The sequence below is a fragment of the Streptomyces sp. NBC_01498 genome (genome assembly GCF_036327775.1).
In the GTDB taxonomy this organism is placed as follows: domain Bacteria; phylum Actinomycetota; class Actinomycetes; order Streptomycetales; family Streptomycetaceae; genus Streptomyces.
In genome coordinates this window covers 2,224,262-2,246,112 of the sequence record NZ_CP109598.1, presented here as the reverse complement: position 1 = coordinate 2,246,112, position 21,851 = coordinate 2,224,262, and the positions used below count along the sequence as shown (strand labels likewise).

The following is a 21,851-nucleotide window of genomic DNA, read 5'->3' as shown; positions in this document are numbered from 1 at the left end:
GTGGGACGACACAGCCGTAAGGGCCCCGCACCCCGGCGGTCCGACAGCGGGCAGCGGCCCTCGGCCGCGGGCGGCCCCCCGCCCGGCGAAGGGCCCCCGCGCCCCCAGCCGCCCGCCGAAGGCCAGGACCGGGCCGCACCGGCGTACGGCACCCCCGCGCACGGCGTGCCCCGGGTGCGCGGCGGTCATCCCGAGCACCGTGAGCCCGGCGGCGGCTGGGGCGATCAGCAGCGGTACGGCGACCGGCCGGGAGCCACTCCGGGCCGCCCTCCCTATCCGCAGGGCCCCGGAGGCCCGACGCGGGATCCGATGGGACCGGGCGGGCCCACACGGGGAGCGCGCCAGGACGTGCGGTCGGCGCCGCCCGCGCAGCGCCGGTTCCCCGGGCCGCGACGCGAGTTCGTGGAAGCCTTCGACGCCCCGCCCACTCCGCGCACCCGCCCCGACCCGTACGGCACCGGCCGTGACGCCGACGACGCGCGGTGGCGGCCCGATCCGTACGCCTCCGTCGCCGACTGGGACGACGAGAACAGCCGCCCCGGCGCGGCCTCCACCGCCCTCGCGGGCGACTCCGGGCGCGGCTCCGACCGGGACGGCCCCATGGGGCTCCGGGACGCCGACGGCGCCGGGGAACGGCCCGTCAAGGGCGGTCTGGGGCGCACCTTCACCGGGATCGCTGCCATGGCCGTGACCACCGTGCTCGCCGTCGTGGTGGCCGGTCAGGTCGGCGCCGGCGGGGGCCCCCGGGCCGACGCCCTCCCGGCGGGCGGCCTCGCCCGCGACGGCGAGGGCGCCGCCTCGCGCTCGGACGGGCGGCCGACCCCGCAGGAAGCGCCTGTGGCCAAGGCGCCCGCGCCGCCTCCCACCTTCGGCCAGCTGATGGCCCGGCAGTTCCCGCTGGCCGCCGATCTGAGCGGGCCGGGCGAGTTCGACGCGGTGCCCGGCCTCGCCGGTGCGCCGGGCGAGGGCCGCAAGGTCCGCTATCGCATCGACGTCGAGAAGGGCCTCGGGCTCGACCCGGCGCTGTTCGCGGACGCCGTGCACAAGACCCTCAACGACGAACGGAGTTGGGCGCACGACGGCGCCATGACGTTCGAGCGGATCGCGGGCGGCTCGCCCGACTTCGTGATCACGCTGGCGAGCCCACGAACGACGGCCGAGTGGTGCGCCAAGTCCGGCCTCGACACCACCGTCGACAACGTGTCCTGCGACTCGGCGTCCACCGACCGCGTCATGATCAACGCGTTCCGCTGGGCCCAGGGGGCCAAGACGTACGGCCCCAAGGCGATGCTCACCTACCGGCAGATGCTGATCAACCACGAGATCGGCCACCGGCTCGGGCACGACCACGTGAGCTGCCGGACCCCCGGCTCCCTCGCGCCCGTCATGCAGCAGCAGACCAAGACGCTCAGCCTCGACGGCGTCACGTGCAAGCCCAACCCGTGGCCGTTCCCCGGCAGTTGACGCGTCGGCCGGAGCCTGACGCAGGGTGACCGGATGAGTCCTTATCGCGACCGAACGCAATCGCGGTGGGAAAGTTACGTGCATTCACCCCTTCTGGTGGTGTGACGGACAACCGTCCGCCGTTCCACCGTCATGTCCGCTTACGGTCGTCCCGCTGCGAGTCGCCGATCCAACGGCGGCTTCCCACAAGGGAGATCGGGGGTGTGCTCGTGCGGATCGGACTCCTCACGGACGGTGGGTACCCGTATGCGACGGGTGAGTCCAGGCTCTGGTGCGACCGGCTCGTACGCGGGCTCGCCGGGCACGAGTTCGACATCTACGCGCTCAGCCGCAGCGCCCACCAGGAGGGCGCGGGCTGGATACAGCTGCCGCCCCCGGTGCGGCGGGTGCGCACCGCGTCCCTCTGGTCGGCGGAAGGCGACGGGAGGGCGTACGGGCGGCGCGAACGGCGTCGCTTCACGAGGCACTTCGGGGAGCTGATCACCGCCGTGTGCGCCCCGGACGCGGGCGCAGACGGAGGCACGGACGGCGCGGGTGGCGGCACGGGCGTGGCGGGCGGCGCGAGTGGTGCGGAGCCCGGCACGCGCGCGGTGGGCCGCCCGGACGGCACGGACGGCACGGGCGTGAAGCGTGGCGTGAGCGGCGCGGACGCCGTCGCCCCGCGTGGTGCCCGCGCCTTCGCCGACGGGCTGTACGGGCTCGCCGACCTCGCGCGCGACCACGGCGGCCTGCCCACGGCGCTGCGCTCGGAGACCGCCGTACGGATACTGGAAGCCGCCTGCCACGCCCCCGGCGCGCGCCGGGGCGTGCGCGGCGCCGGTGTCCCCGACTACCTCGCCTTCGCCGACCGGGTGGAACGGGCACTGCGCCCGCTCTCCCTCGACTGGTACGACGACGACGGCCTCGGCACCGCCGATCTGTGCCACGCGACGACCGGCGGTCCCGCCGCCCTTCCCGGACTTCTGGCCAAACGCTTCTTCGGCACGCCGCTCCTGGTCACCGAGTACGGCGTCCATCTGCGGGCCCACTATCTGGCCGCCGGACCCGCCGGGGAAGCGCCCCCGCGCATGCCGGTGCGCGCCCTGCTCGCGGCCTTCCAGGGCAGGCTCGCCGCCGAGGTCTACCGGCAGGCGGCCGTCATCACCCCCGGCAACACCCACGCCCGCCGCTGGCAGGAGCGCTGCGGCGCCGACCGCGCCAAACTGCGCACGGTCTACCCCGGTATGGAGACCGGGCGCTTCCGGTCACCGGCCGCCCCGGACGAGCGTGACCCCGGTGACCCGCACACGCTCGTCTGGGTCGGCCGGATCGAGCCCGCCAAGGACCTGATCTCCCTGCTGCACGCCTTCGCCCACATCCGTAAGGAGGAGCCCTCCGCCCGGCTGCGCGTCGTCGGCGCCGCCGCGCAGGGCGCCGAGGCGACCGCGTACCTCGCCCACTGCCGCTTGCTGGCCGCCCGGCTGTTCCCGGACGAGGCGGCCGACGCGCACCCCGACGGCGGGAGCCCCGTCTCCTTCGAGGAGGCCGGCGGGCCCGGCGCGGCGGAGCTGGCGCAGGTGTACGCGGCGGCCGGGGTGGTCGTCCTGTCCAGCATCGTCGAGGGCTTCCCGGTCAGCCTGGTCGAAGCGATGTTCTGCGGGCGCGCGACCGTCTCCACCGATGTCGGCGCCGTGGTCGAAGTCGTCGGCGGTACGGGGCTGGTGGTGCCCCCGCGCGACCCGCGGGCGCTCGCCGACGCCTGTCTCGCGCTGGTGCGCGACCCCGAGCGCCGCGAACGGCTCGGCGCCGCCGCGCGGGCACGCGCGCTGGAACTCTTCACCGTCGAACAGAACCTGGCGGCGTTCCGCGCCCTCTATCTGGAACTCGTCGCGCACACCCCGGTCCGCCACCCCGCCGGGACGGCGGACACGCGGCATGGCCCGCTGCCGTTCGCCGGCCCGGCGGAGGGCCGCATCCCCGGCCACCGGCCCACCGCCCGGGTGCGGACCGTCCCGATCCCCGGCCTGTCGCCGGTCCCGATGGTGCCCCCCGTGTCGATGTCCCCGCCGCCCGCCACCGTCTCCGTTGCCCCGCCCGCGCGGCCCCGGGCGCCACGCCCTTCCACGGAGGCCGTCGCCGTGGGCGCCGGACAGACCGCGGGGGAGAGCGATGCCTGACACGGACACCACCGGCCCGCGCCCGACCCGCCCCGCCCCGCGTCCGGGCCCCGCCGACCCCGTCAAGACGCTGCTGCACAGCCACCGCGAACTGTGCGCACGCGCCGTCGACCCCCTGGAGATCGCCGCCGGCCTGGAGGCGCACGGCGTCACCGACCGGGCGGCCACCCGCTTCCGGCACCGGAACGTCTTCTCCCTCGCCGAGGAGCTGTACGCGCGCGTCCCCCGCCCCGCCGCCACCGGCCGCGCCACCGAGACCTCCCGGGCGAGCGCCCCCCGCCCGGCACGCGCCGCCGACCCCCGCGCCGTGTGGGCCGCGCGCGGGCTGCTCCCCGGCGCCGTGGCGGTCGTCGGCGTCCTCGCCCTGTCGTACGGAACCGACGGCGCCGGGGAGGGCATCGGGCTCGCGACAGGAGCGGCCGGGGCCCTCGCCCTCGGCGCCGCGCTCACCGTCGCCCTCCGGCGCGGCCCACTTCGCGTCGAGGACCACACCGCGCGCGTTTCCCGCCTGTGGGCGTGCTGGCTGCTGGCATACGTCCTGTACGGCGACGGCCTCACGCACCTGACGGGCGGCGCGGGCGGCGACGGTCCCCGGGGGACACCGTCCCCGGCCGAGGCCGCCGCGCCGCTCGTGGCCCTGGCCCTCGGGGTGGTCCCCGCGCTCTGGTGCGCCCACCTGCTGTCCGTCCGGGCGCGGCACGCGCTCGCCGACAGCCACGGGCTGGCCGACTTCGCCGCGCGTGTCCGGCCCGTGCTGCTCGGTCTGCTCGCGCTGCACGCCCTGGCGCTGACCGCACTGGCCGTCCTCGCCGGACTCGCCCTCGGCGGGTCCCCGGGCACCGGCACCGCCCACCCCGTCGCGACCGTCGCCCTCGGCTCGCTGCTCTTCCTCGACCGGCTGCTCACCGTCCACGGCTTCCCCCGGGCGGCGGCCACCGGCCTGATCACCGCCTGCGCCGTCGAGGCGGCGGCCCTCGTCCTCGCGACAGCGGGCGGCGTCCCCGGCTTCGAGCCGGTCGGCGCCCCCGTCCGGGCCCTGGTCGACACGGGAGGAGCCGGCGCCGTCCCGGCACTCGCCTGCGGCGCCGCCGCGCTCGGACTGCTGATCCACTCCTCCGTCGCCCTCACCCGGGCCTCGGCCCACACCTGACCACCGGGGGACCGCCGCACTCCGGCGCACGCCCCCGCGGTCCGGACCCGTCCCGGACCGCCCCGACCTCCCGCGGAGCCGACGCCGCGGGCGAACCCGAAGCACACGGCAATCTTCCAAGGAGACGACAGACCATGACCCCTCAACCCCCAGCACCGACACGTCGGAACGAAGGGGCAGCGCGATGAGGGTCCTGCTGCTCGGCGCCAACGGCTTTCTCGGGCGCTTCGTCGCCGACCGGCTGCTCGCCGACCCGGCCGTGCATCTGACCGCACTCGGCCGCGGCGACGACGCCGACGTCCGCTTCGACCTCGCCAACGGCAGCCCCGGCGCCCTCACCCGGTTCCTGGACGCCGTCCACCCCGGCGTCGTCGTGAACTGCGCGGGTGCCACCCGGGGCGGCGCCCGCGAGCTGACCCGGCACAACACCGTCGCCGTCGCGACCGTCTGCGAGGCCCTGCGCCGCAGCGGCTGCGGCGCCCGCCTCGTCCAGCTCGGCTGCTCCTCCGAGTACGGGCCCTCCCAGCCCGGCTCCTCGACCGCCGAGGACGCGGTGCCACGCCCCGGCGGGCCGTACGGCGTCAGCAAGCTCGCCGCCAGCGAACTGGTCCTCGGCTCCGGGCTCGACGCCGTCGTCCTGCGGGTCTTCTCCCCCGTCGGACCCGGCACCCCGGCGGGCTCACCGCTCGGCCGGCTCGCCGAGGCCATGCGCCGCGCCATCCAGTCCGGCGACGGGGAGCTGAAGCTCGGCGGGCTCGGTGTGCAGCGCGACTTCGTGGACGTACGCGACGTGGCCCGCGCCGTGCACGCCGCCTCGCTCTCCGCCGCACAGGGCGTCGTCAACATCGGTACGGGGCGCGCCGTCCGGCTCCGGGACGCCGCCGCCGTCCTCGCCAGGGTCGCCGGATACGGAGGCGCCCTGCACGAACTGGACACGCCCCCCGGCCCGCCGCGCGCCCATGTGTCGCACGGCCCGCACGCCACCCTCGGCCCGCCGCGCGGCGAGCACCCGTCGGAGCAGCTGGGCGCGGGGCCGTACCCGTACCCCGACGGCTGCGGCGGCTGGCAGCAGGCCGACGTGCGTACCGCGCGCGACCGGCTCGGCTGGCGGCCCCGGATCAATCTGGAGGAGTCACTGGCCGACATCTGGATGGAGGCGGCATGCCGTATCTGACGACCGCCGGTGGCGGCGCGTCCGTCACCGGCGCCGCCCGTCCCGGTGTCGGCGTACCGGGCGACGCGCACCCGCCTCCCACCCCCGTCGGGCGGGCCGAACCGGCCCGCACCGGAGCGCCGTTGGTGCCCGGGGCGGGCCAGCCGAATCCGGCGTATCCGTCCATTCATGACGCTGCCCGGTCACTGGGACGAAAACGTCTCGCGGACCGGACCGGGTGTCTCGGAATGAGAAGCGGCGTGGCAGTGTTACGGAAGGAACAAACGTACTGACCAATCGACCAATCCCCTGTTGAGGTCCCTGTGTCGCTGCCACCCCTGGTAGAGCCCGCTGCCGAGCTCACCGTCGACGAGGTCCGCAGGTACTCCCGTCACCTGATCATCCCGGACGTCGGGATGGACGGGCAGAAGCGGCTGAAGAACGCGAAGGTGCTCGTCGTCGGCGCCGGCGGGCTCGGCTCGCCCGCGCTGATGTATCTGGCCGCCGCCGGTGTCGGCACGCTCGGCATCGTGGAGTTCGACGAGGTCGACGAGTCGAACCTCCAGCGTCAGATCATCCACAGCCAGGCGGACATCGGCCGTTCCAAGGCCGCGTCCGCGCGTGACTCCGTCCTCGGCATCAACCCCCTGGTGAAGGTCGTCCTTCACGAGGAGCGGCTGGAGTCCGAGAACGTCATGGAGATCTTCGCCCAGTACGACCTGATCGTGGACGGCACGGACAACTTCGCCACCCGCTATCTGGTCAACGACGCGTGCGTGCTGCTGGGCAAGCCGTACGTATGGGGCTCGATCTACCGCTTCGACGGTCAGGCGAGCGTCTTCTGGTCCGAGCACGGTCCCTGCTACCGCTGCCTCTACCCGGAGCCGCCGCCGCCCGGCATGGTGCCGAGCTGCGCCGAGGGCGGTGTCCTCGGCGTGCTGTGCGCGTCGATCGGATCCATCCAGGTCAACGAGGCCATCAAGCTCCTCGCCGGGATCGGTGAGCCGCTGCTCGGCCGTCTGATGATCTACGACGCGCTGGAGATGCAGTACCGCCAGGTGAAGGTTCGCAAGGACCCCGACTGCGCGGTCTGCGGCGAGAACCCGACCGTCACCGAGCTCATCGACTACGAAGCCTTCTGCGGCGTCGTGTCCGAGGAGGCCCAGGTGGCGGCGGCCGGTTCGACGATCACTCCGAAGCAGCTCAAGGAGTGGCTCGACGACGGCGAGAACATCGAACTCATCGACGTGCGGGAGCCCAACGAGTTCGAGATCGTCTCGATCCCGGGCGCCCGGCTGATCCCGAAGAACGAGTTCCTGATGGGCAACGCGCTCCAGGATCTGCCGCAGGACAAGAAGATCGTCCTGAACTGCAAGACGGGTGTCCGCAGTGCGGAAGTACTCGCGGTCCTGAAGTCGGCGGGCTTCGCCGACGCCGTGCACGTCGGCGGCGGAGTGATCGGCTGGGTCAACCAGATCGAGCCGGAGAAGCCGGTCTACTGACCCGCGTCCACGGATCGACGTTCACGGATCCGCGTTCACGGTCCACGTTCACGGATCCACGTGATCCACCCGGGAGGCCGGTCCGCACACGCTGTGCGGACCGGCCTCCTCGGTGTGGGTGCCCGGTGGTGGGCGCCCGGGTCAGGCGCGGACCGTCCCGGACCTCACGTGCAGACGGTCCCGGACTTCGGGACCTTGCCGTCCAGCAGATAGCCATTCACGGCGTTCTGCACACAGTCGCTGCCCGCGTTGTACGCGCCGTGCCCCTGGCCCTTGAACGTCAGCTCGACGCCCACGCCCTTGCCGAGCGCCTTCACCATCGCCTTCGCGCCCGCGTACGGCGTCGCCGGGTCACCGGTGTTGCCGATGACCAGGATCGGCGCGGAACCGGGCGCGCCGACGTCCGTCCGCTCCGACCCGCCCGGCACCGGCCACTTGGAACAGCCCAGCAGACCCCAGCCGAGGAACTCCCCGAAGACCGGTGACGCCGCGCGGAACTCGGGCAGCTTGGCCTTCGTCTGCGCGAGCGTGTAACGCTCCTTGGCGTCCACGCAGTTGACGGCGGCGTTGGCCGCCTGGATGTTGCTGTACTGGCCCTTCTCGTTGCGGCCGTTCATCGCGTCCGACAGGACCAGCAGGAGCGCGCCGCTGCCGCCGTCGGCCTCGTCCAGCCCCTGTTCGAGCAGCGGCCAGTACTCCTTCGAGTAGAGCGCCTGGGCGATGCCGTTGGTGGCCTGGGTCTGGGTCAGCTTGCGGTCACCCAGCCCGGCGATGGGCTTCTTGTCGAGCCGGCCGAGCAGCGCGACGACGAAGTCCTCGATCTCCTGCGGCGTACTGCCCGGCAGCTGACAGGCGTCGCCGCGCTTCACGCAGTCCTTCGCGAAGTTGGTGAGCGCGAGCTGGAAGCCCTCGGCCTGGCCGAGCGAGCCCTGCTCGGGCGTCTCGCTCGGGTCGACCACCGCGTCGAAGACGGCGCGGCCCACGGACTTCGGATACAGATGGGCGTAGACGCCACCCAGTTCGGTGCCGTACGAGATGCCGAAGTAGTGGAGCTTGTCGTCGCCGAGGACCTGGCGCATCAGCTCCATGTCGCGGGCCGCGTTGACGGTGCCGACGAACGGCAGTTCCTTGCCGGACCTCTGCTCGCAGCCGGAGGCGTACCAGGAGAGGCCGTTCACGTACGACTTCTGCTCGGCGGCGGTGTCCGGCGTCATGTCCGTCGCGTAGTACGCGTCGAGCTGCTTGTCGTTCCGGCACTCCACCGGGTCGCTGCGGCCCACGCCGCGCGGGTCGAAGCTGACCAGGTCGTAGCGCGTGCGCAGCTTGTCGTAGTCGGTGCCGAAGGAGGGCAGTCCGCTGACCCCGGAGCCGCCGGGCCCGCCGAAGTTGAAGACGAGCGAGCCGATGCGTCTGCCCGGGTCGCTGGTCCGTCCCCGGACGAGCGCCAGGTCGATCGTGTCGCCGTCCGGCTTCGCGTAGTCGAGCGGGGCGGCCATCGAGGCGCACTCCCACTTCGTGCCGCCGGGCAGCGGCGACGGGGCCGGACCGCCGCCCTCCGCCGCCGACGGGGCGGGGCACGGCTTCCAGTTCAGCTTCTGGGACGTCAGATTCCCGGGGGCGGAGCTGCTTTCGGCCCTGTTGCGGCCTTCCTGGCCGTTCGTGCTCGTGTCCGTGTCGTTCCGGCCGCCCGGTCCGTCGCCGGCCCCGGAGTCACCGTCCGGACCGGAGCATCCGGCGGCGGCCAGCAGGGCGGCGACGGTGACGGCGGTGACCGCGGTCAGGGCCGGGCGGCGCCGCCCGGCGGGAGGGGCGGGCGTGGGGAAGGAGGGCGTCGGCATCTCCCCATGGTGCGCCGGGACGGGGAGCGGCGCGCGGCCCGGGGGTCCGGCCGGGTGGTGGCGAGGTTCCGTACGCCCGCACAGAACAGCCTGCATGCATGGAAATGCCGCCTACGGGGCATGCCGCTCCGGCGACGCGGCCCGTGCCGGGCGCCTCCTTCAGAGAGCCCCCTTGCGCGTCAGGTGGTTGAAGCAGATCCACCCCGGCAGCACCGGCAGCCACAGCGTCATCAGCCGGAACAGCAGAACCGCCGGGGCCGCGACCTCCTTCGGCACACCCGTCGCGATCAGACCGATCGTCAGCGCGCCCTCGACGGCGCCCACACCGCCCGGTGTCGGCGCCGCCGACCCGAGCGCGTTGCCCGCGAGGAACACCACGGCGAGGCTCGCGTAACTCAGCTGCTGGTGCCCGTCGTCGAACGCCCGGATCGAGGCGTCCAGGCACAGCACGAACACACCGGTCAGCAGCAGCATCCCGCCGATGCCGGTGACCAGCTTCATCGGCCGCTGGAGCACGTCGAGCATGCGCGGCACCACCCCCGCGAACAGCGAACGCAGCCGGGTCACCACGAACTTCCGGAGGAACGGGATCGCCGTCACGACCAGCACCAGCACCGCGACGGTCAGCAGCCCCGCGATCACCGTCCTCGACGGCGTGAGCGAGGTCGTCTTCTCCGTACCGGTCAGATAGCCGAAGGTGAGCAGCAGCAGGATGTGCGCGCCGAGCCCGAAGAGCTGCGAGGCACCCACACTGGCCACGGCGAGCCCGGGGCGTACGCCCGCGCGTTGCAGGAAACGGGTGTTGAGCGCCACACCGCCGACGGCGGCCGGGGCGACGATCTTCACGAAGGACCCGGCGACCTGCGCCACGACCGTACGCAGGAAGCCGACCCGTTCCGGGACGAAGCCCAGCAGGCTCATCGCGGCGGCCACATAGCTGATCACCGAGAACAGGGCGGCGGCTGCCACCCAGCCCCAGTGCGTCTGCGCGAAGACATTGCCGAAGTTGATCCCGGCGAGCTGGGTGAGCAGGAAGTACGCCGCGATGGCGCCCGCGATCAGACTCAGGAGCGTACGCGGTCTGATGCGCTCCAGCCGGACCGGTTCGACCGGCGCCTGCGGTCTGATCAGCAGCACCTGCCCCCGGATCTGGGAGAGCAGATCCTCCTCGCGCGCCTCGTCGAGCGCGTCCTCCATGGCTTTTTTCTCGGCCTGCTTCTCCGCGCGCAGCGCCTTGCGGGCCGCCTTGCGCTCGGCCTCCGTGGTCGCCGCCACGGCCGCCTCCGTACGGGAGAGCTTCGCCGCCTCCGTCGCCCGCAGCACCGCGTCCCGCTCCCGCTGGGACCGCTCACGGGCGAGCCGGCGCAGTGTCGTGCGCGTGGAGCGGCTGAGCGCGATGGGCTGGAGGAGCGGCAGACAGTCGGCGACGGCGTCCGGGCCGAGGACGTCCACGGCCGTGGACACCGCCCGCTCCGCGCCGATCCGCAGCCCGACGGTGGTGAGGAGCTGCGCGATGTCCATCCGCAGCACCATGTCGCCCGCGGCGATCTCGCCGCCGCGCAGATCCGTGACGATCACCTTGCCGTCCCGGTCGACCAGCAGCGCGTCGCCGGTGAGCCTGCGGTGGGCGATACGGCGCGACTGGAGCGCCCTCACCTGCTCCCAGGCGCCGCGCACCAGCGCGTCGGTGATCTCGCCGTCCGTCAGCGAATCCAGGGAGCGCCCGCCCACGTGTTCGTACACGAGGATGACGGCGTCGGGGCCGAGTTCGGAGGTGGCGATCAGCTTGGGGGCGTTGGCCCCGGCGGCGATCGCGGCGTACGCGAGGAGCGCTTCCTGTTCCAGCGCCTGGCGCAGGGACGGGATCGAACGGCGGGTGCTGATCGAACGCAGGGTGAGCCGGCGCCAGACCCGGTAGAAGAAGCCCTGTGCCTGCTGCTCGCGGTCGACGACCGTGACGTCCAGCGGGGGGCCGTGGTCGAGGGTCACCAGATAGCGGCGGCCCCGTTCGCCCTGCTCGGTGGTGTCACCGGCCTCGTCCGGTTCGGCGCGCATCGCGCTGACCGGACGGAAACCCACATGGCGCAGACCCGCCATCAGCGTCTGGCCGGTGGGCCGTACGTTCGGCGAGCCGACCGCGTAGAGCGTGCCGTAAGCGACGGTCCAGCCGATCAGCACGGTGAGGATGATCGAGAACGGGGTGGTGTAGCCGGCCACCAGCATCGCGAACGCGTCGAGCAGCAGCACCACCCACAGGACGACCCGCCAGCGGGGTCTGCGGGCCATGCCCACGGCGGTCATGTAGGCGATGACGGGCGCCAGATAGCCGTGGACGGGGTCGGTGAGCCCCGCGCCGGGCTGCGCGCGGGTGAGCGCGTCCTGGATGGAGCCGGGCGCCGCGCGGGCGACCCACAGGTCGGTGGCGAGCGTCACGCCGTGCGCGAGGACGGCGGCGAGCACGCCGTCCGCGATCCGCAGGCCGTCCCGTTTGATCAGCCGCTCGATCGCGAAGGCGACCGGGACGAGCAGCACGGCGATGCTGGAGATCAGCCCGGCGACCTTGACGAGCAGGTCGGGGGCCTGGCCGGTGCCCTTGCTGATGTCCTGTTCGAGACCGGAGGTGGTGCCGTGGGCGAACGCGGAGAGGGCGATGACGACGGCGATCGCCAGGACGCCGATGAGCAGCCGCAGCAGGTCGGAGGGGCGGTGGACGCGGGCGGCGAGCAGCGGCTCGTCGCCGGAGAGCGGGTCGGCGTGGCTTCCGGGGGGCGCGTCGCGGCGGGCCGAGTCCTCGGCCCCGGTATCGGCGCCCGCCTCGCTTCCGGCGCCGGGCCGGGAGCCGGTCGCGGGCGCGTCGTCGGAGGTGCCGGTGCCGGTGCCCGTGTCCCCGCGCGCGTCGCCGCCCGTGTCGCGGTCCATGTCTGCGGCGCTGTCTCCCGCGCTGTCTCCCGCGCCGTCTCCGGCGGCTTCTCCGGTGGCGTCCGCACTCGTGTCACCCGAGGCGCCGGTGCCGGACCGGCCCGCTTCGGTCGAGGCGCGCTTCCGGGCCCCGGCGGGGGCGTCGGGAGCCGGTTCGGGGCGTGGCTCGGCGTCAGGGGTGCCGGCCACCGTCGGAGGCTGCACGTCCTGCTCCTCTGTCGAATCCGTGTCTTCTTGGTCTCGTATCACCAGTCACCGCCCGCATGATGGTGGCACGCCAGGGTGACAGAGGGGGGTATCAGGGTGCATTGGGGAACACCGCGTCGGGCGTGGCGGACGCGGTGGGCGCGGCGGACGGTGCGGGGGTGCGGCCGGGTCCCGGTCGTCGCGCGGGCGGACTGTCGGTGCCGTGCGGCAGGATGGGGCGGATGAGGAGCGACGAACCCGACGAGTCGGCCGCGGCCCTGCCCGACTACGCGGAACGGGTGCTCGACGTGGCCGACCTGATCCCGCCCGGCCGGGTGATGGCGTACGGCGACGTCGCCGAGTGGCTCGGCGAGGGCGGCCCCCGCCAGGTCGGCCGCGCCATGGCGCTGTACGGGTCGGCCGTGCCCTGGTGGCGCGTGATCCGCTCGGACGGCGTGCTGCTCGCCGGTCACGAGCTGACGGCCCTGGCCCACTACCGCGAGGAGGGCACCCCGCTGCGGGAGGCCACGCGTGCCTCCACGGGCCACCTGCCGCGCGTCGACATGAGACGGGCGCGCTGGGACGGCCGCCCGCCCGAATCGGACGCCGACGAGGGCGATGCTGCTCACATCTGACATTTTCTGATATTCCACCCCGACGCGGAAGCTCCAGCGCGTCTCCTGAGGACCGTACGGACGAGCGGGCGCCGCGAGCAGCGGCCCGCGCACCGGATCGCGCGTCTCAGAAGACCCCGTCACCACCAGCACCCCTCCAGGACCGGCGATCCACGTGAGCTCCTTCTCTTCCACCGGACGTATTCCGCACCGTCGGGTACGGCAGCGGGACTCCGCCGCGTACCGGCTCGTGCGTACGGCACCGGCGCCGGCGGATCCCCCTGTGCTGGACGCAGCGCAGCGCCCGGTGGTTGACCACGACCGCGGACCGCTCCTCGTCCTCGCGGGTCCGGGCACCGGGAAGACGACCACGCTGGTCGAGAGCGTGGCCGCGCGGGTCGCGCGGGGCGTCGATCCGGAACGGATGCTCGTCCTCACTTTCAGCCGCAAGGCGGCGGTCGAACTGCGCGACCGCACGGCGGTGAGGCTGGGTGGTGCGCAGGGGCCGCGGGCGACCACGTTCCACTCATTCTGTTACGCGCTCGTCCGCGCCCACCAGGAGGCCGAGCTCTTCACCGAGCCGCTGCGGCTGCTGTCGGGACCGGAGCAGGACGTCGCCGTACGTGACCTGCTCGCCGGCCAGCTCGACCTGGAGCGCGAGGGCCGGGCGCACATCCGCTGGCCCGGCGACCTGCGGGCCTGCCTCACCACGCGCGGCTTCGCCGACGAGGTGCGCGCGGTGCTCGCCCGCAGCCGGGAACTGGGCCTCGGCCCGGACTCCCTGGCGGTCTTCGCGCGCCGTACGGGCCGCCCCGACTGGACGGCCGCCGCGTCCTTCCTCGCCGAGTATCTCGACGTCCTCGACATGCAGGGCGTCCTCGACTACGCCGAACTGGTCCACCGCGCAGTGCTCCTGGCCGAGCGGCCCGAGGTGGCCCGGCAGCTGGCGGACCGGTACGACGCGGTGTTCGTGGACGAGTACCAGGACACCGACCCGGCACAGGTCGCCCTGCTCAGGGCGATCGCCGGGAACGGCCGCACACTGGTCGCGTTCGGCGACCCGGACCAGGCGATCTACGCGTTCCGGGGCGCCGACGTCAACGGCATCCTCGACTTCCCCCTCGACTTCCCGCGTACCGACGGCCGCCCGGCCCCGGTGCGGGTCCTGACCACGTCCCGGCGCTCCGGCGCGGAACTGCTCGCCGCGACCCGGCTGCTGACCGGGCGGATGCCGCTGGGCCGGCTGCCCGCCGAGAAGGTGCGGGCACACCGGGAGCTGGCCGCCGTGCGGGCGGGCGGCCGGGTCGAGGCGTACACCTATCCGACCCCGTCGACCGAGCTGGAGAACGTCGCGGACATCCTGCGCCGCGCGCATCTTGAAGAGGGCGTGCCGTGGCGGGAGATGGCGGTGCTGGTCCGGGCCGGCGGCCGGACCATCCCGGCCGTGCGGCGGGCCCTGACCTCGGCGGGCGTGCCCCTGGAGATCGACGGCGACGACGTGCCGCTGCGTCACGAACCGGCGGTGGCGCCGCTGCTGACGGCGCTGCGCGCGGTCGCGAGGGCGGCAGTCCGCCCGGCGGACGAACGGACGGCGGACGAACGGACAGCGGACGAACGGACGGCGGACGAACGGACGGCGGACGAACGGACGGGGGGCGAACGGACGGGGAGTACGGAGACGGACCCGGGGGCGGAGGCCGGGGACGGGGACGGCGCCGACGGTGAGACCGGGATCGGGAACGCGGCCGGGATCGGGAGCGGCTGGCTCGACGTCGAGACCGCGCTCACCCTGCTCGGCTCCCCCCTCGGCGGCATGGACGCCGCCGACCTCCGGCGGCTCGGCCGCGCCCTGCGTGACGAGGAGCGGGCCGCCGGCACCCGCGTACCCCCGCCGTCCGACGTCCTCCTGGCCCGCGCCCTCGCCGAGCCGGAGCGGCTCGTCACGCACGACCCCGCCCACGCGCGCGGCGCCCAGGTCCTCGGGGCGCTGCTCGCCAAGACGCGCGCCCTGCTGGCGGGCGGCGGCACCGCCGAGGAGGCGCTGTGGGAGCTGTGGGACGGTACCCCCTGGCCGGCCCGGCTGGAGCGCTCCGCCCTGCGCGGCGGCGCCGCGGGCCGCAACGCCGACCGGGATCTCGACGCCGTGTGCGCGCTGTTCGACGCGGCGGCACGGGCCGAGGAGCGCAGCGGAGGGCGCGGCGCCCTCAACTTCCTTGAGGAGATCGACGCCCAGGACATCGCCGCCGACACCCTGAGCGGCCGGGCGGTACGGCCCGACGCCGTCCGTCTGATGACCGCGCACCGCTCCAAGGGGCTGGAGTGGCGGCTCGTCGTCGTCACGGGGGTCCAGGAAGGGCTCTGGCCCGACCTGCGGCGGCGCGGCTCTCTTCTGGAGGCCGACAGGATCGGCCGTGACGGCCTGGCGGAACCCCTCACACCCGGCGCCCTCCTTACGGAGGAGCGGCGCCTGTTCTACGTGGCGGCGACCCGCGCCCGCGAACGGCTCGTCGTCACCGCCGTCAAGGCGCCCGCCGACGACGGCGACCAGCCCTCCCGTTTCCTCACCGAACTGGGCGTCGAGCCCAGGGACGTCACCGGCCGCCCGCGCCGCCCGCTCGCCGTCGCCGCGCTCGTGGCCGAACTGCGCGCCACCACCGTCGATCCGGAGGCCACGCCCGCGCTGCGCGACGCGGCGGCCCGGCGCCTCGCCCGGCTCGCCGCCCTCAGCGACGAGGAGGGCCGGCCCCTCGTCCCCGCCGCCCACCCGGACCGCTGGTGGGGCCTGTACGAGCCGACGCGCAGCGCCGTCCCGCTGCGCGACCGGGACCGGCCGGTCGCCCTCTCGGGCAGCGCCCTGGACCAGCTCGCCAACACCTGCGCGCTCCAGTGGTTCCTCGGGCGGGAGGTCAAGGCGGACGAACCGGCCACCGCCGCGCAGGGGTTCGGCAACGTCGTCCACGTCCTGGCCGACGAGGTGGCCTCCGGCCGTACCCCCGCCGACCTCGACGTCCTCATGGAACGGCTCGACTCGGTCTGGGACGCGCTCGCCTTCGACGCGCCCTGGAAGTCCCAGCAGGAGAAGCAGCACGCGCGCGTCGCGCTGGAACGCTTCCTGCGCTGGCACGTGATGGACCGCGCCGGCCGCACCCCGGCCGCCACCGAGCACGCGTTCGACGTGACCCTGGAGGCGGGCGCGTACGAGGTACGGATCCGGGGCTCCATGGACCGCGTGGAGCAGGACGCCCAGGGACGCGCCTACGTGGTCGACTTCAAGACCGGCAAGGCGGCCCCTACCAAGGAGGAGGTCGCGCACCATCCCCAGCTCGCCGTCTACCAGCTCGCGGTGGCCGAGGGCGCGGTGGACGAGGTCTTCGACGGGCGGCGGCCCGAGCCCGGCGGCGCGGAACTCGTCCAGCTGCGGCAGGCCGCGCCGAAGAAGGAGGGCGGCGAGGTCCTGCCCAAGGTGCAGGCCCAGGGGCCGCTCGCGGGGGAGTGGGTCGGTGACCTGCTGGCCACGGCGGCCGGGCGCGTACTGGACGAACGGTTCACGCCCAGCACCGGCCAGCACTGCGCGCACTGTTCGTTCCGCGCGTCGTGCAGCGCGCGGCCGGAGGGGCGGCAGATCGTGGAGTGAGTGCCTCTCCCGGATGAATCCCTCGCGCACATGCACCCTTCGCGACGCCTCCCGCGCCGGAACGGGAACGGCACGAAGGGCACGGAGTACGAGACGTGCCAGAGGTGCGAGGAGACAACAGATGACCGCGATCACGCGGAAGTTCCTGATGCCGGCGCTGGCGGGAGCCCTCACGGTGGCCGGGGCGGCGGGCTGTTCCACCGGAGGGGCCGCCCGGGTGGCCGAGAACGCCGCCGCGAGGGAGGTGGCCGCCGCCGAGCAGGCGGCGTCCTCCACGGGAAGCGCGCCGGCCGACCCGTTCGCGGGACTGAGCGCGGCCGGGATCGCCCGGAAGGCCGTGACGGCGACCAAGAACGCGCGGTCCCTGCGGCTGACGGCGGAGAGCACGGAGAACGGACGCCGCCTCAAGATCGACTTCTCGCTGGACAAGCGGGGCACGTGCTCCGGAGGTCTGCGCCGCGACGACACCGAGGCGGAGTTCGCCGTGGTGGACGGCGTCACGTACATCAAGGGCGACGACGAGTTCTGGCGGGCCATCGGCTCCGCCACCGGCAACGGCAACGACGGCACCGACCCGGACGCGCGCAGCGCCGACCCCGACGGGAGCGCCCCGCCCGACCGGTCCGACGAACTGGTCCAGCTGCTCAGGGGCAAGTGGCTCAAGATCCCGGCGGGCGGGAGCGCCGCCGCCCAGGGCCTGGGCGGCGCGTGCGACCTGGACGCGATGCTCGACGCCCTGGAGACCGCCGACACCACCGGAGTGACCCGGGGCGACGCCGCCGAGGTCGACGGCCGCAAGGCGGTCACGCTGGTGAAGCGGGGCGCCGAGGGGACCCGGACGACGTTCGTGGCCGCCGAGGGGGCGCCCTATCTGCTGAAGGTCTCCGGCGAGGGCGGCCGGACTCCGGGCACCGTCCTCTTCCGGGACTTCGGCGTGCCGGTCCAGGTCACGGCCCCGCCCGCCGACGAGGTGGTCGACCTGGCGGACATCAGGCAGTCGGCGAGCCCGGAGCCCGGCTTCTGACGCCGCGGGGGCACCGGCCGCCGCCGGACGGAGGCGGCCGACGGGGCGCGGGGCGGCAGGTGTGGAGAGGTGGGGTGCGGGGTCCAAGTGGGCAGGGTCGTCAACGTACGACCGTCTGAACACCCGTTCGCGGAACGGACGGTGAGATCCCGCACCCGGCGGTCGTGACGCCCCGATCTGCCCCATCTGTCCGTCATTCGCCTGTCAGTGGTCCCCGATAGCCTCTCTGAAGTGTCCGCACCCCTCACCGATCCCGCACAGCTCAACGAGCTGCTGGGCATCCCGTTCACCCCGGAGCAGCTGGCGTGCGTCACCGCGCCGCCCGCCCCGCAAGTGATCGTCGCGGGCGCGGGCTCGGGCAAGACGACGGTGATGGCCGCACGCGTGGTGTGGCTGGTGGGCACCGGCCAGGTCGCCCCCGAACAGGTCCTCGGCCTCACCTTCACCAACAAGGCGGCGGGCGAACTGGCCGAGCGGGTCCGCAAGGCGCTCGTACGGGCCGGGGTGACCGACCCCGACCCGCTCGACCAGGACAACCCGCCGGGCGAGCCCCGTATCTCCACCTACCACGCCTTCGCCGGACAGCTCCTCACCGACCACGGCCTGCGGATCGGGCTGGAGCCGACCGCCCGGCTGCTCGCCGACGCCACGCGCTACCAACTCGCCGCGCGGGTCCTCAAGGAGGCCCCCGGCCCGTACCCCCACCTGACCCGCTCGTTCCCCGCCCTGGTCGGCGATCTGCTCGCCCTGGACGCCGAGTTGGCCGAGCACCTCGTACCGGCCGGTGAACTCGCCGCGTACGACACCGAACTGCTCGCCTCCCTCGACGGCGCGCCGCTCACCAACGCCGACCTGCGCAAGGTGCCCGAGACCGCCACCGCGCGCCGCGAACTGCTCGAACTGGTCGGGTACTACCGCAAGGCCAAGCGCGCCCGTGACCTGCTCGACTTCGGCGACCAGATCGCCCTCTCCGCCGAACTGGCCCGCACCCGCCCCGAGGTCGGCCGCATCCTGCGCGACGAGTTCCGCGTCGTCCTCCTGGACGAGTACCAGGACACGTCGGTCGCCCAGCGCCTGCTGCTCTCCGGCCTCTTCGGCTCCGGCACCGGCCACGCGGTGACCGCCGTCGGCGACCCCTGCCAGGCGATCTACGGCTGGCGCGGTGCCTCCGTCGCCAACCTGGACGACTTCCCCGCCCACTTCCCGTCCGCCGACGGCACCCCCGCGGCCCGCTACTCGCTCAGTGAGAACCGGCGCAGCGGCGGCCGGCTGCTGGACCTCGCGAACGGTCTCGCCGAGCCGCTGCGCGCCATGCACGAAGGCGTGGAGGCCCTGCGCCCCGCCCCCGGCGCCGAACGCGACGGCATCGTGCGATGCGCCCTCCTCCGTACCCATGCCGAGGAACTGGACTGGCTCGCCGACTCCGTCGCGCATCTGGTGCGCACCGGCAAGGAGCCCGCCGAGATCGCCGTGCTGTGCCGTACCGCCGGTGACTTCCCCGCCATCCAGAGCGCCCTCGTCGCCCGCGACGTGCCCGTCGAGGTCGTGGGGCTCTCCGGGCTGCTCCATCTCCCGGAGGTCGCCGACCTCGTCGCCATGTGCGAGGTCCTCCAGGACCCCGGCGCCAACGCCTCCCTGGTACGGCTGCTCACCGGCCCGCGCTGGCGCATCGGCCCCCGCGACCTGGCACTCCTCGGCCGCCGGGCCCGGCTCCTGGTGCACCGCTCGAACGGCGCGCCCGACGGGCCCGATGCCGCGGACGAACGGCTGGCGGCGGCCGTCGAGGGCACCGACCCCGCCGAGGTGATATCGCTGGCGGACGCGCTCGACACGTTCCTGGAATCGGCCGGCGGCAAGGACGACGGGCTGCCGTTCTCCACCGCCGCGCGCGTGCGCTTCGCCCGGCTGGCGGCCGAACTGCGCGATCTGCGCCGCTCGCTGGCCGATCCGCTCATGGACGTGCTGCACCGGGTCCTCACCACCACCGGACTGGAGGTCGAGCTCTCCGCGTCGCCGCACGCCCTCGCCGCGCGCCGGCGGGAGACCCTGGGCAACTTCCTCGACATCGCCGCCTCCTTCGCCGCGCTCGACGGGGACGCCACCCTCCTCGCGTTCCTCGCCTTCCTGAGGACGGCGGCGCAGTACGAGAAAGGGCTGGACAACGCCCTGCCCGGCGGCGAGAACACCGTCAAGGTCCTCACCGCGCACAAGTCCAAGGGCCTGGAGTGGGACGTGGTGGTCGTTCCCGGGCTGGTCACCGGACAGTTCCCCAACAGCCGGGCGCGCGACGCGTGGACGTCCCAGGCGAAGGTCCTGCCGCACGCCCTGCGGGGCGACGCGCCGACGCTCCCGGAGGTGCCGGGGTGGGACGCCAAGGGCATCAGGGCGTTCAAGGACGAGATGCGTGAGCACCAGCACACGGAGGAACTGCGCCTCGGTTACGTGACGTTCACCCGCCCGCGCTCACTGCTGCTGGGCTCCGGCCACTGGTGGGGCCCGGCGCAGAAGCGTGTCCGGGGCCCGTCGGACTTCCTGCTCGCCCTGCGCGGGCACTGCGAGGCGGGCCTCGGCGAGATCGAGGTGTGGGCCGACGAGCCGCCCGAGGACGAGGAGAACCCCGCGCTGCTCGCGGCGGCCGTGACGCGCGCGTGGCCGCTGCCGCTGGACCCCGAGTCGCTGGACCGGCGCCGTCGCGCGGCGGACACCGTCCTGGCGCACCTGGACGCGCTGACGGCCTCGCCGTGGGCACGGGAGCCGGCGGGCGACGGGGCGGTGGATGACGGGCCCACGGACGCGTCTGTGTGGGACGAGCCCGTGGAGGTCGTGCCGGTGGACGACGGATGGGCGGGCGACGGGCCGCTGTGGGACGAGCCCGTGGGCGACGGGTCGGTGGGCGAGGGATGGGTGGGCGACGGGCTCGCGGACGCCGGGTCGGTGGACGACCGGCATGCGGGCGACGGGCCGTTGTGGGACGGACCGGCGGGGCCGGAGGACCGGGGGCACGCCGAGCCGGGTGAGGCGTACGAGTGGGGGGACCCCGACGCGTGGGAGCCCGCCGGTCCCGACGCGTGGGGTGAGCCCGCCGACCGGGACCACGACGATCCGGCGGACCGGGACCAGCAGGACGGGTGGGACGAGAGGGACGGACGGGACGAGCAGGACGGGTGGGAACCGGGCCGCCCGGCCCGGCCCCGCCCCGCCCGCCCGCACGACCGGGTGACCCCGACGGCCCCGGTGACCCCGGAGCCCCCGGAGCCCCCGGACGACGACCACGTACCCGCCACCCGGCTGCCCGCGCCCCGTCCCGGGGCAGGCCCGCCTCCTGAAGGAGGAGAGCGCCAGGACCGGCTCACCCCCGAGGAGAGCCGCACCCTCGACTCCTGGGACCGTGACCTCGACGCGCTCTCCGGCGAGCTCCTGCGCGCCCGCGCGCGCGTCCGTGACGTCCCCGTCCCCCCGTCCCTCACCGCCTCCCAGCTGCTGCGCCTGGCCGCCGACCCCGACGGCTTCGCCCAGGAGCTGGCCCGCCCCATGCCCCGCCCGCCGCAGCGCGCCGCCCGGCGCGGCACCCGCTTCCACGCCTGGGTCGAGTCGCGGTTCGACGCGCTGCCGCTCCCGATGCTCGGCCCCGACGAGCTGCCCGGCGGCGCCGACGACGAGCCGGAGATCGCCGACGAACGCGACCTGGCAGCCCTGAAGGAGGCGTTCGACCGCACCCCGTACGCCCGCCGCACCCCTTACCGCGTCGAGGTGCCCTTCCAGCTCACCCTCGCGGGCCGGGTGATCCGGGGCCGTATCGACGCGGTGTACCGCGACGTCGACCCGGTGACGGACACCGTCACGTACGAGATCGTGGACTGGAAGACCGGCCGGGGCCGCACCGCCGACCCGCTCCAGCTCGCCGTCTACCGGCTGGCCTGGGCCGAACCGCGCGGCCTGCCGCCCGAGGCGGTCACGGCCACCTTCCTGTACGTACGCAGCGGCGACGCCGTACGGCCCGCGGGCCTGCCCGGCCGCGCCGGACTGGAACGCCTCCTCCTGCACGGCTCCCACGGAGGCGTGGACGACGGGCCCGGCGGAGGACCGGGCGAGGGCATCGACGGCTTCGGCGACCCGGCCGCCCGTACCGCCACCGGCGCCCCCGGCGGACACCCGCCTTCGGCCCGTCCCGAACGGTGAACGCCCGACGGGACCGCCCCCGGGGCCGGATA

The 21,851-nt window shown here is 74.4% G+C and carries 11 protein-coding genes; 9 read left to right on the top strand and 2 right to left on the bottom strand.

Annotated elements, in window-relative coordinates; all coding sequences use genetic code 11:
- The 5 genes from OG875_RS09260 (at position 1) to moeZ (ending at position 7,425) form a co-directional block, all read left to right on the top strand.
- Positions 1 to 1,464 (top strand): DUF3152 domain-containing protein, encoded by a 1,464-nt coding sequence (locus tag OG875_RS09260; RefSeq protein ID WP_330173733.1) that lies wholly within the window; start codon positions 1 to 3, stop codon positions 1,462 to 1,464.
- A 209-nt stretch (positions 1,465 to 1,673) separates the two neighbouring features.
- Positions 1,674 to 3,620: a glycosyltransferase gene (locus OG875_RS09255; RefSeq protein WP_330177677.1), complete on the top strand. Its 1,947-nt coding sequence runs from the start codon at positions 1,674 to 1,676 to the stop codon at positions 3,618 to 3,620.
- A complete protein-coding gene (locus tag OG875_RS09250) occupies positions 3,613 to 4,770 on the top strand; it encodes a hypothetical protein (RefSeq protein ID WP_330173732.1) in 1,158 nt (385 codons plus the stop codon). Before OG875_RS09255 ends, OG875_RS09250 begins: the two co-directional genes overlap by 8 nt.
- A gap of 184 nt (positions 4,771 to 4,954) precedes the next feature.
- The gene (locus OG875_RS09245) at positions 4,955 to 5,944 is read left to right on the top strand and encodes an NAD-dependent epimerase/dehydratase family protein (RefSeq protein WP_330173731.1); all 990 of its coding nucleotides are present in this window, start codon (positions 4,955 to 4,957) and stop codon (positions 5,942 to 5,944) included.
- Positions 5,945 to 6,246: 302 nt separating this feature from the next.
- Complete coding sequence (moeZ, locus tag OG875_RS09240; RefSeq protein ID WP_330173730.1) at positions 6,247 to 7,425, top strand: adenylyltransferase/sulfurtransferase MoeZ; 1,179 nt, start codon at positions 6,247 to 6,249, stop codon at positions 7,423 to 7,425.
- A 164-nt stretch (positions 7,426 to 7,589) separates the two neighbouring features.
- Here the strand turns inward: moeZ and OG875_RS09235 are convergent, their stop codons facing one another.
- The gene (locus OG875_RS09235) at positions 7,590 to 9,263 is read right to left on the bottom strand and encodes an alpha/beta hydrolase (RefSeq protein ID WP_330173729.1); all 1,674 of its coding nucleotides are present in this window, start codon (positions 9,261 to 9,263) and stop codon (positions 7,590 to 7,592) included.
- 159 nt (positions 9,264 to 9,422) lie between these two features.
- Positions 9,423 to 12,386: a lysylphosphatidylglycerol synthase domain-containing protein gene (locus OG875_RS09230; protein WP_330173728.1), complete on the bottom strand. Its 2,964-nt coding sequence runs from the start codon at positions 12,384 to 12,386 to the stop codon at positions 9,423 to 9,425.
- A 224-nt stretch (positions 12,387 to 12,610) separates the two neighbouring features.
- Here OG875_RS09230 and OG875_RS09225 point away from each other — a divergent pair, with 224 nt between their 5' ends.
- The 4 genes from OG875_RS09225 to OG875_RS09210 all read left to right on the top strand — a co-directional run bounded on the left by OG875_RS09225 (position 12,611) and on the right by OG875_RS09210 (position 21,819).
- Positions 12,611 to 13,003, top strand: a complete 393-nt coding sequence (locus tag OG875_RS09225; protein WP_330173727.1) for an MGMT family protein — start codon at positions 12,611 to 12,613, stop codon at positions 13,001 to 13,003.
- Between the two features lie 154 nt (positions 13,004 to 13,157).
- A complete protein-coding gene (locus tag OG875_RS09220; RefSeq protein WP_330173726.1) occupies positions 13,158 to 16,616 on the top strand; it encodes an ATP-dependent helicase in 3,459 nt (1,152 codons plus the stop codon).
- Positions 16,617 to 16,737: 121 nt separating this feature from the next.
- Complete coding sequence (locus OG875_RS09215) at positions 16,738 to 17,640, top strand: hypothetical protein (RefSeq protein WP_330173725.1); 903 nt, start codon at positions 16,738 to 16,740, stop codon at positions 17,638 to 17,640.
- Between the two features lie 231 nt (positions 17,641 to 17,871).
- Entirely contained in the window at positions 17,872 to 21,819 is a 3,948-nt protein-coding gene (locus tag OG875_RS09210; RefSeq protein ID WP_330173724.1) for a UvrD-helicase domain-containing protein, read from the top strand.
- Positions 21,820 to 21,851 lie beyond the last annotated feature (32 nt).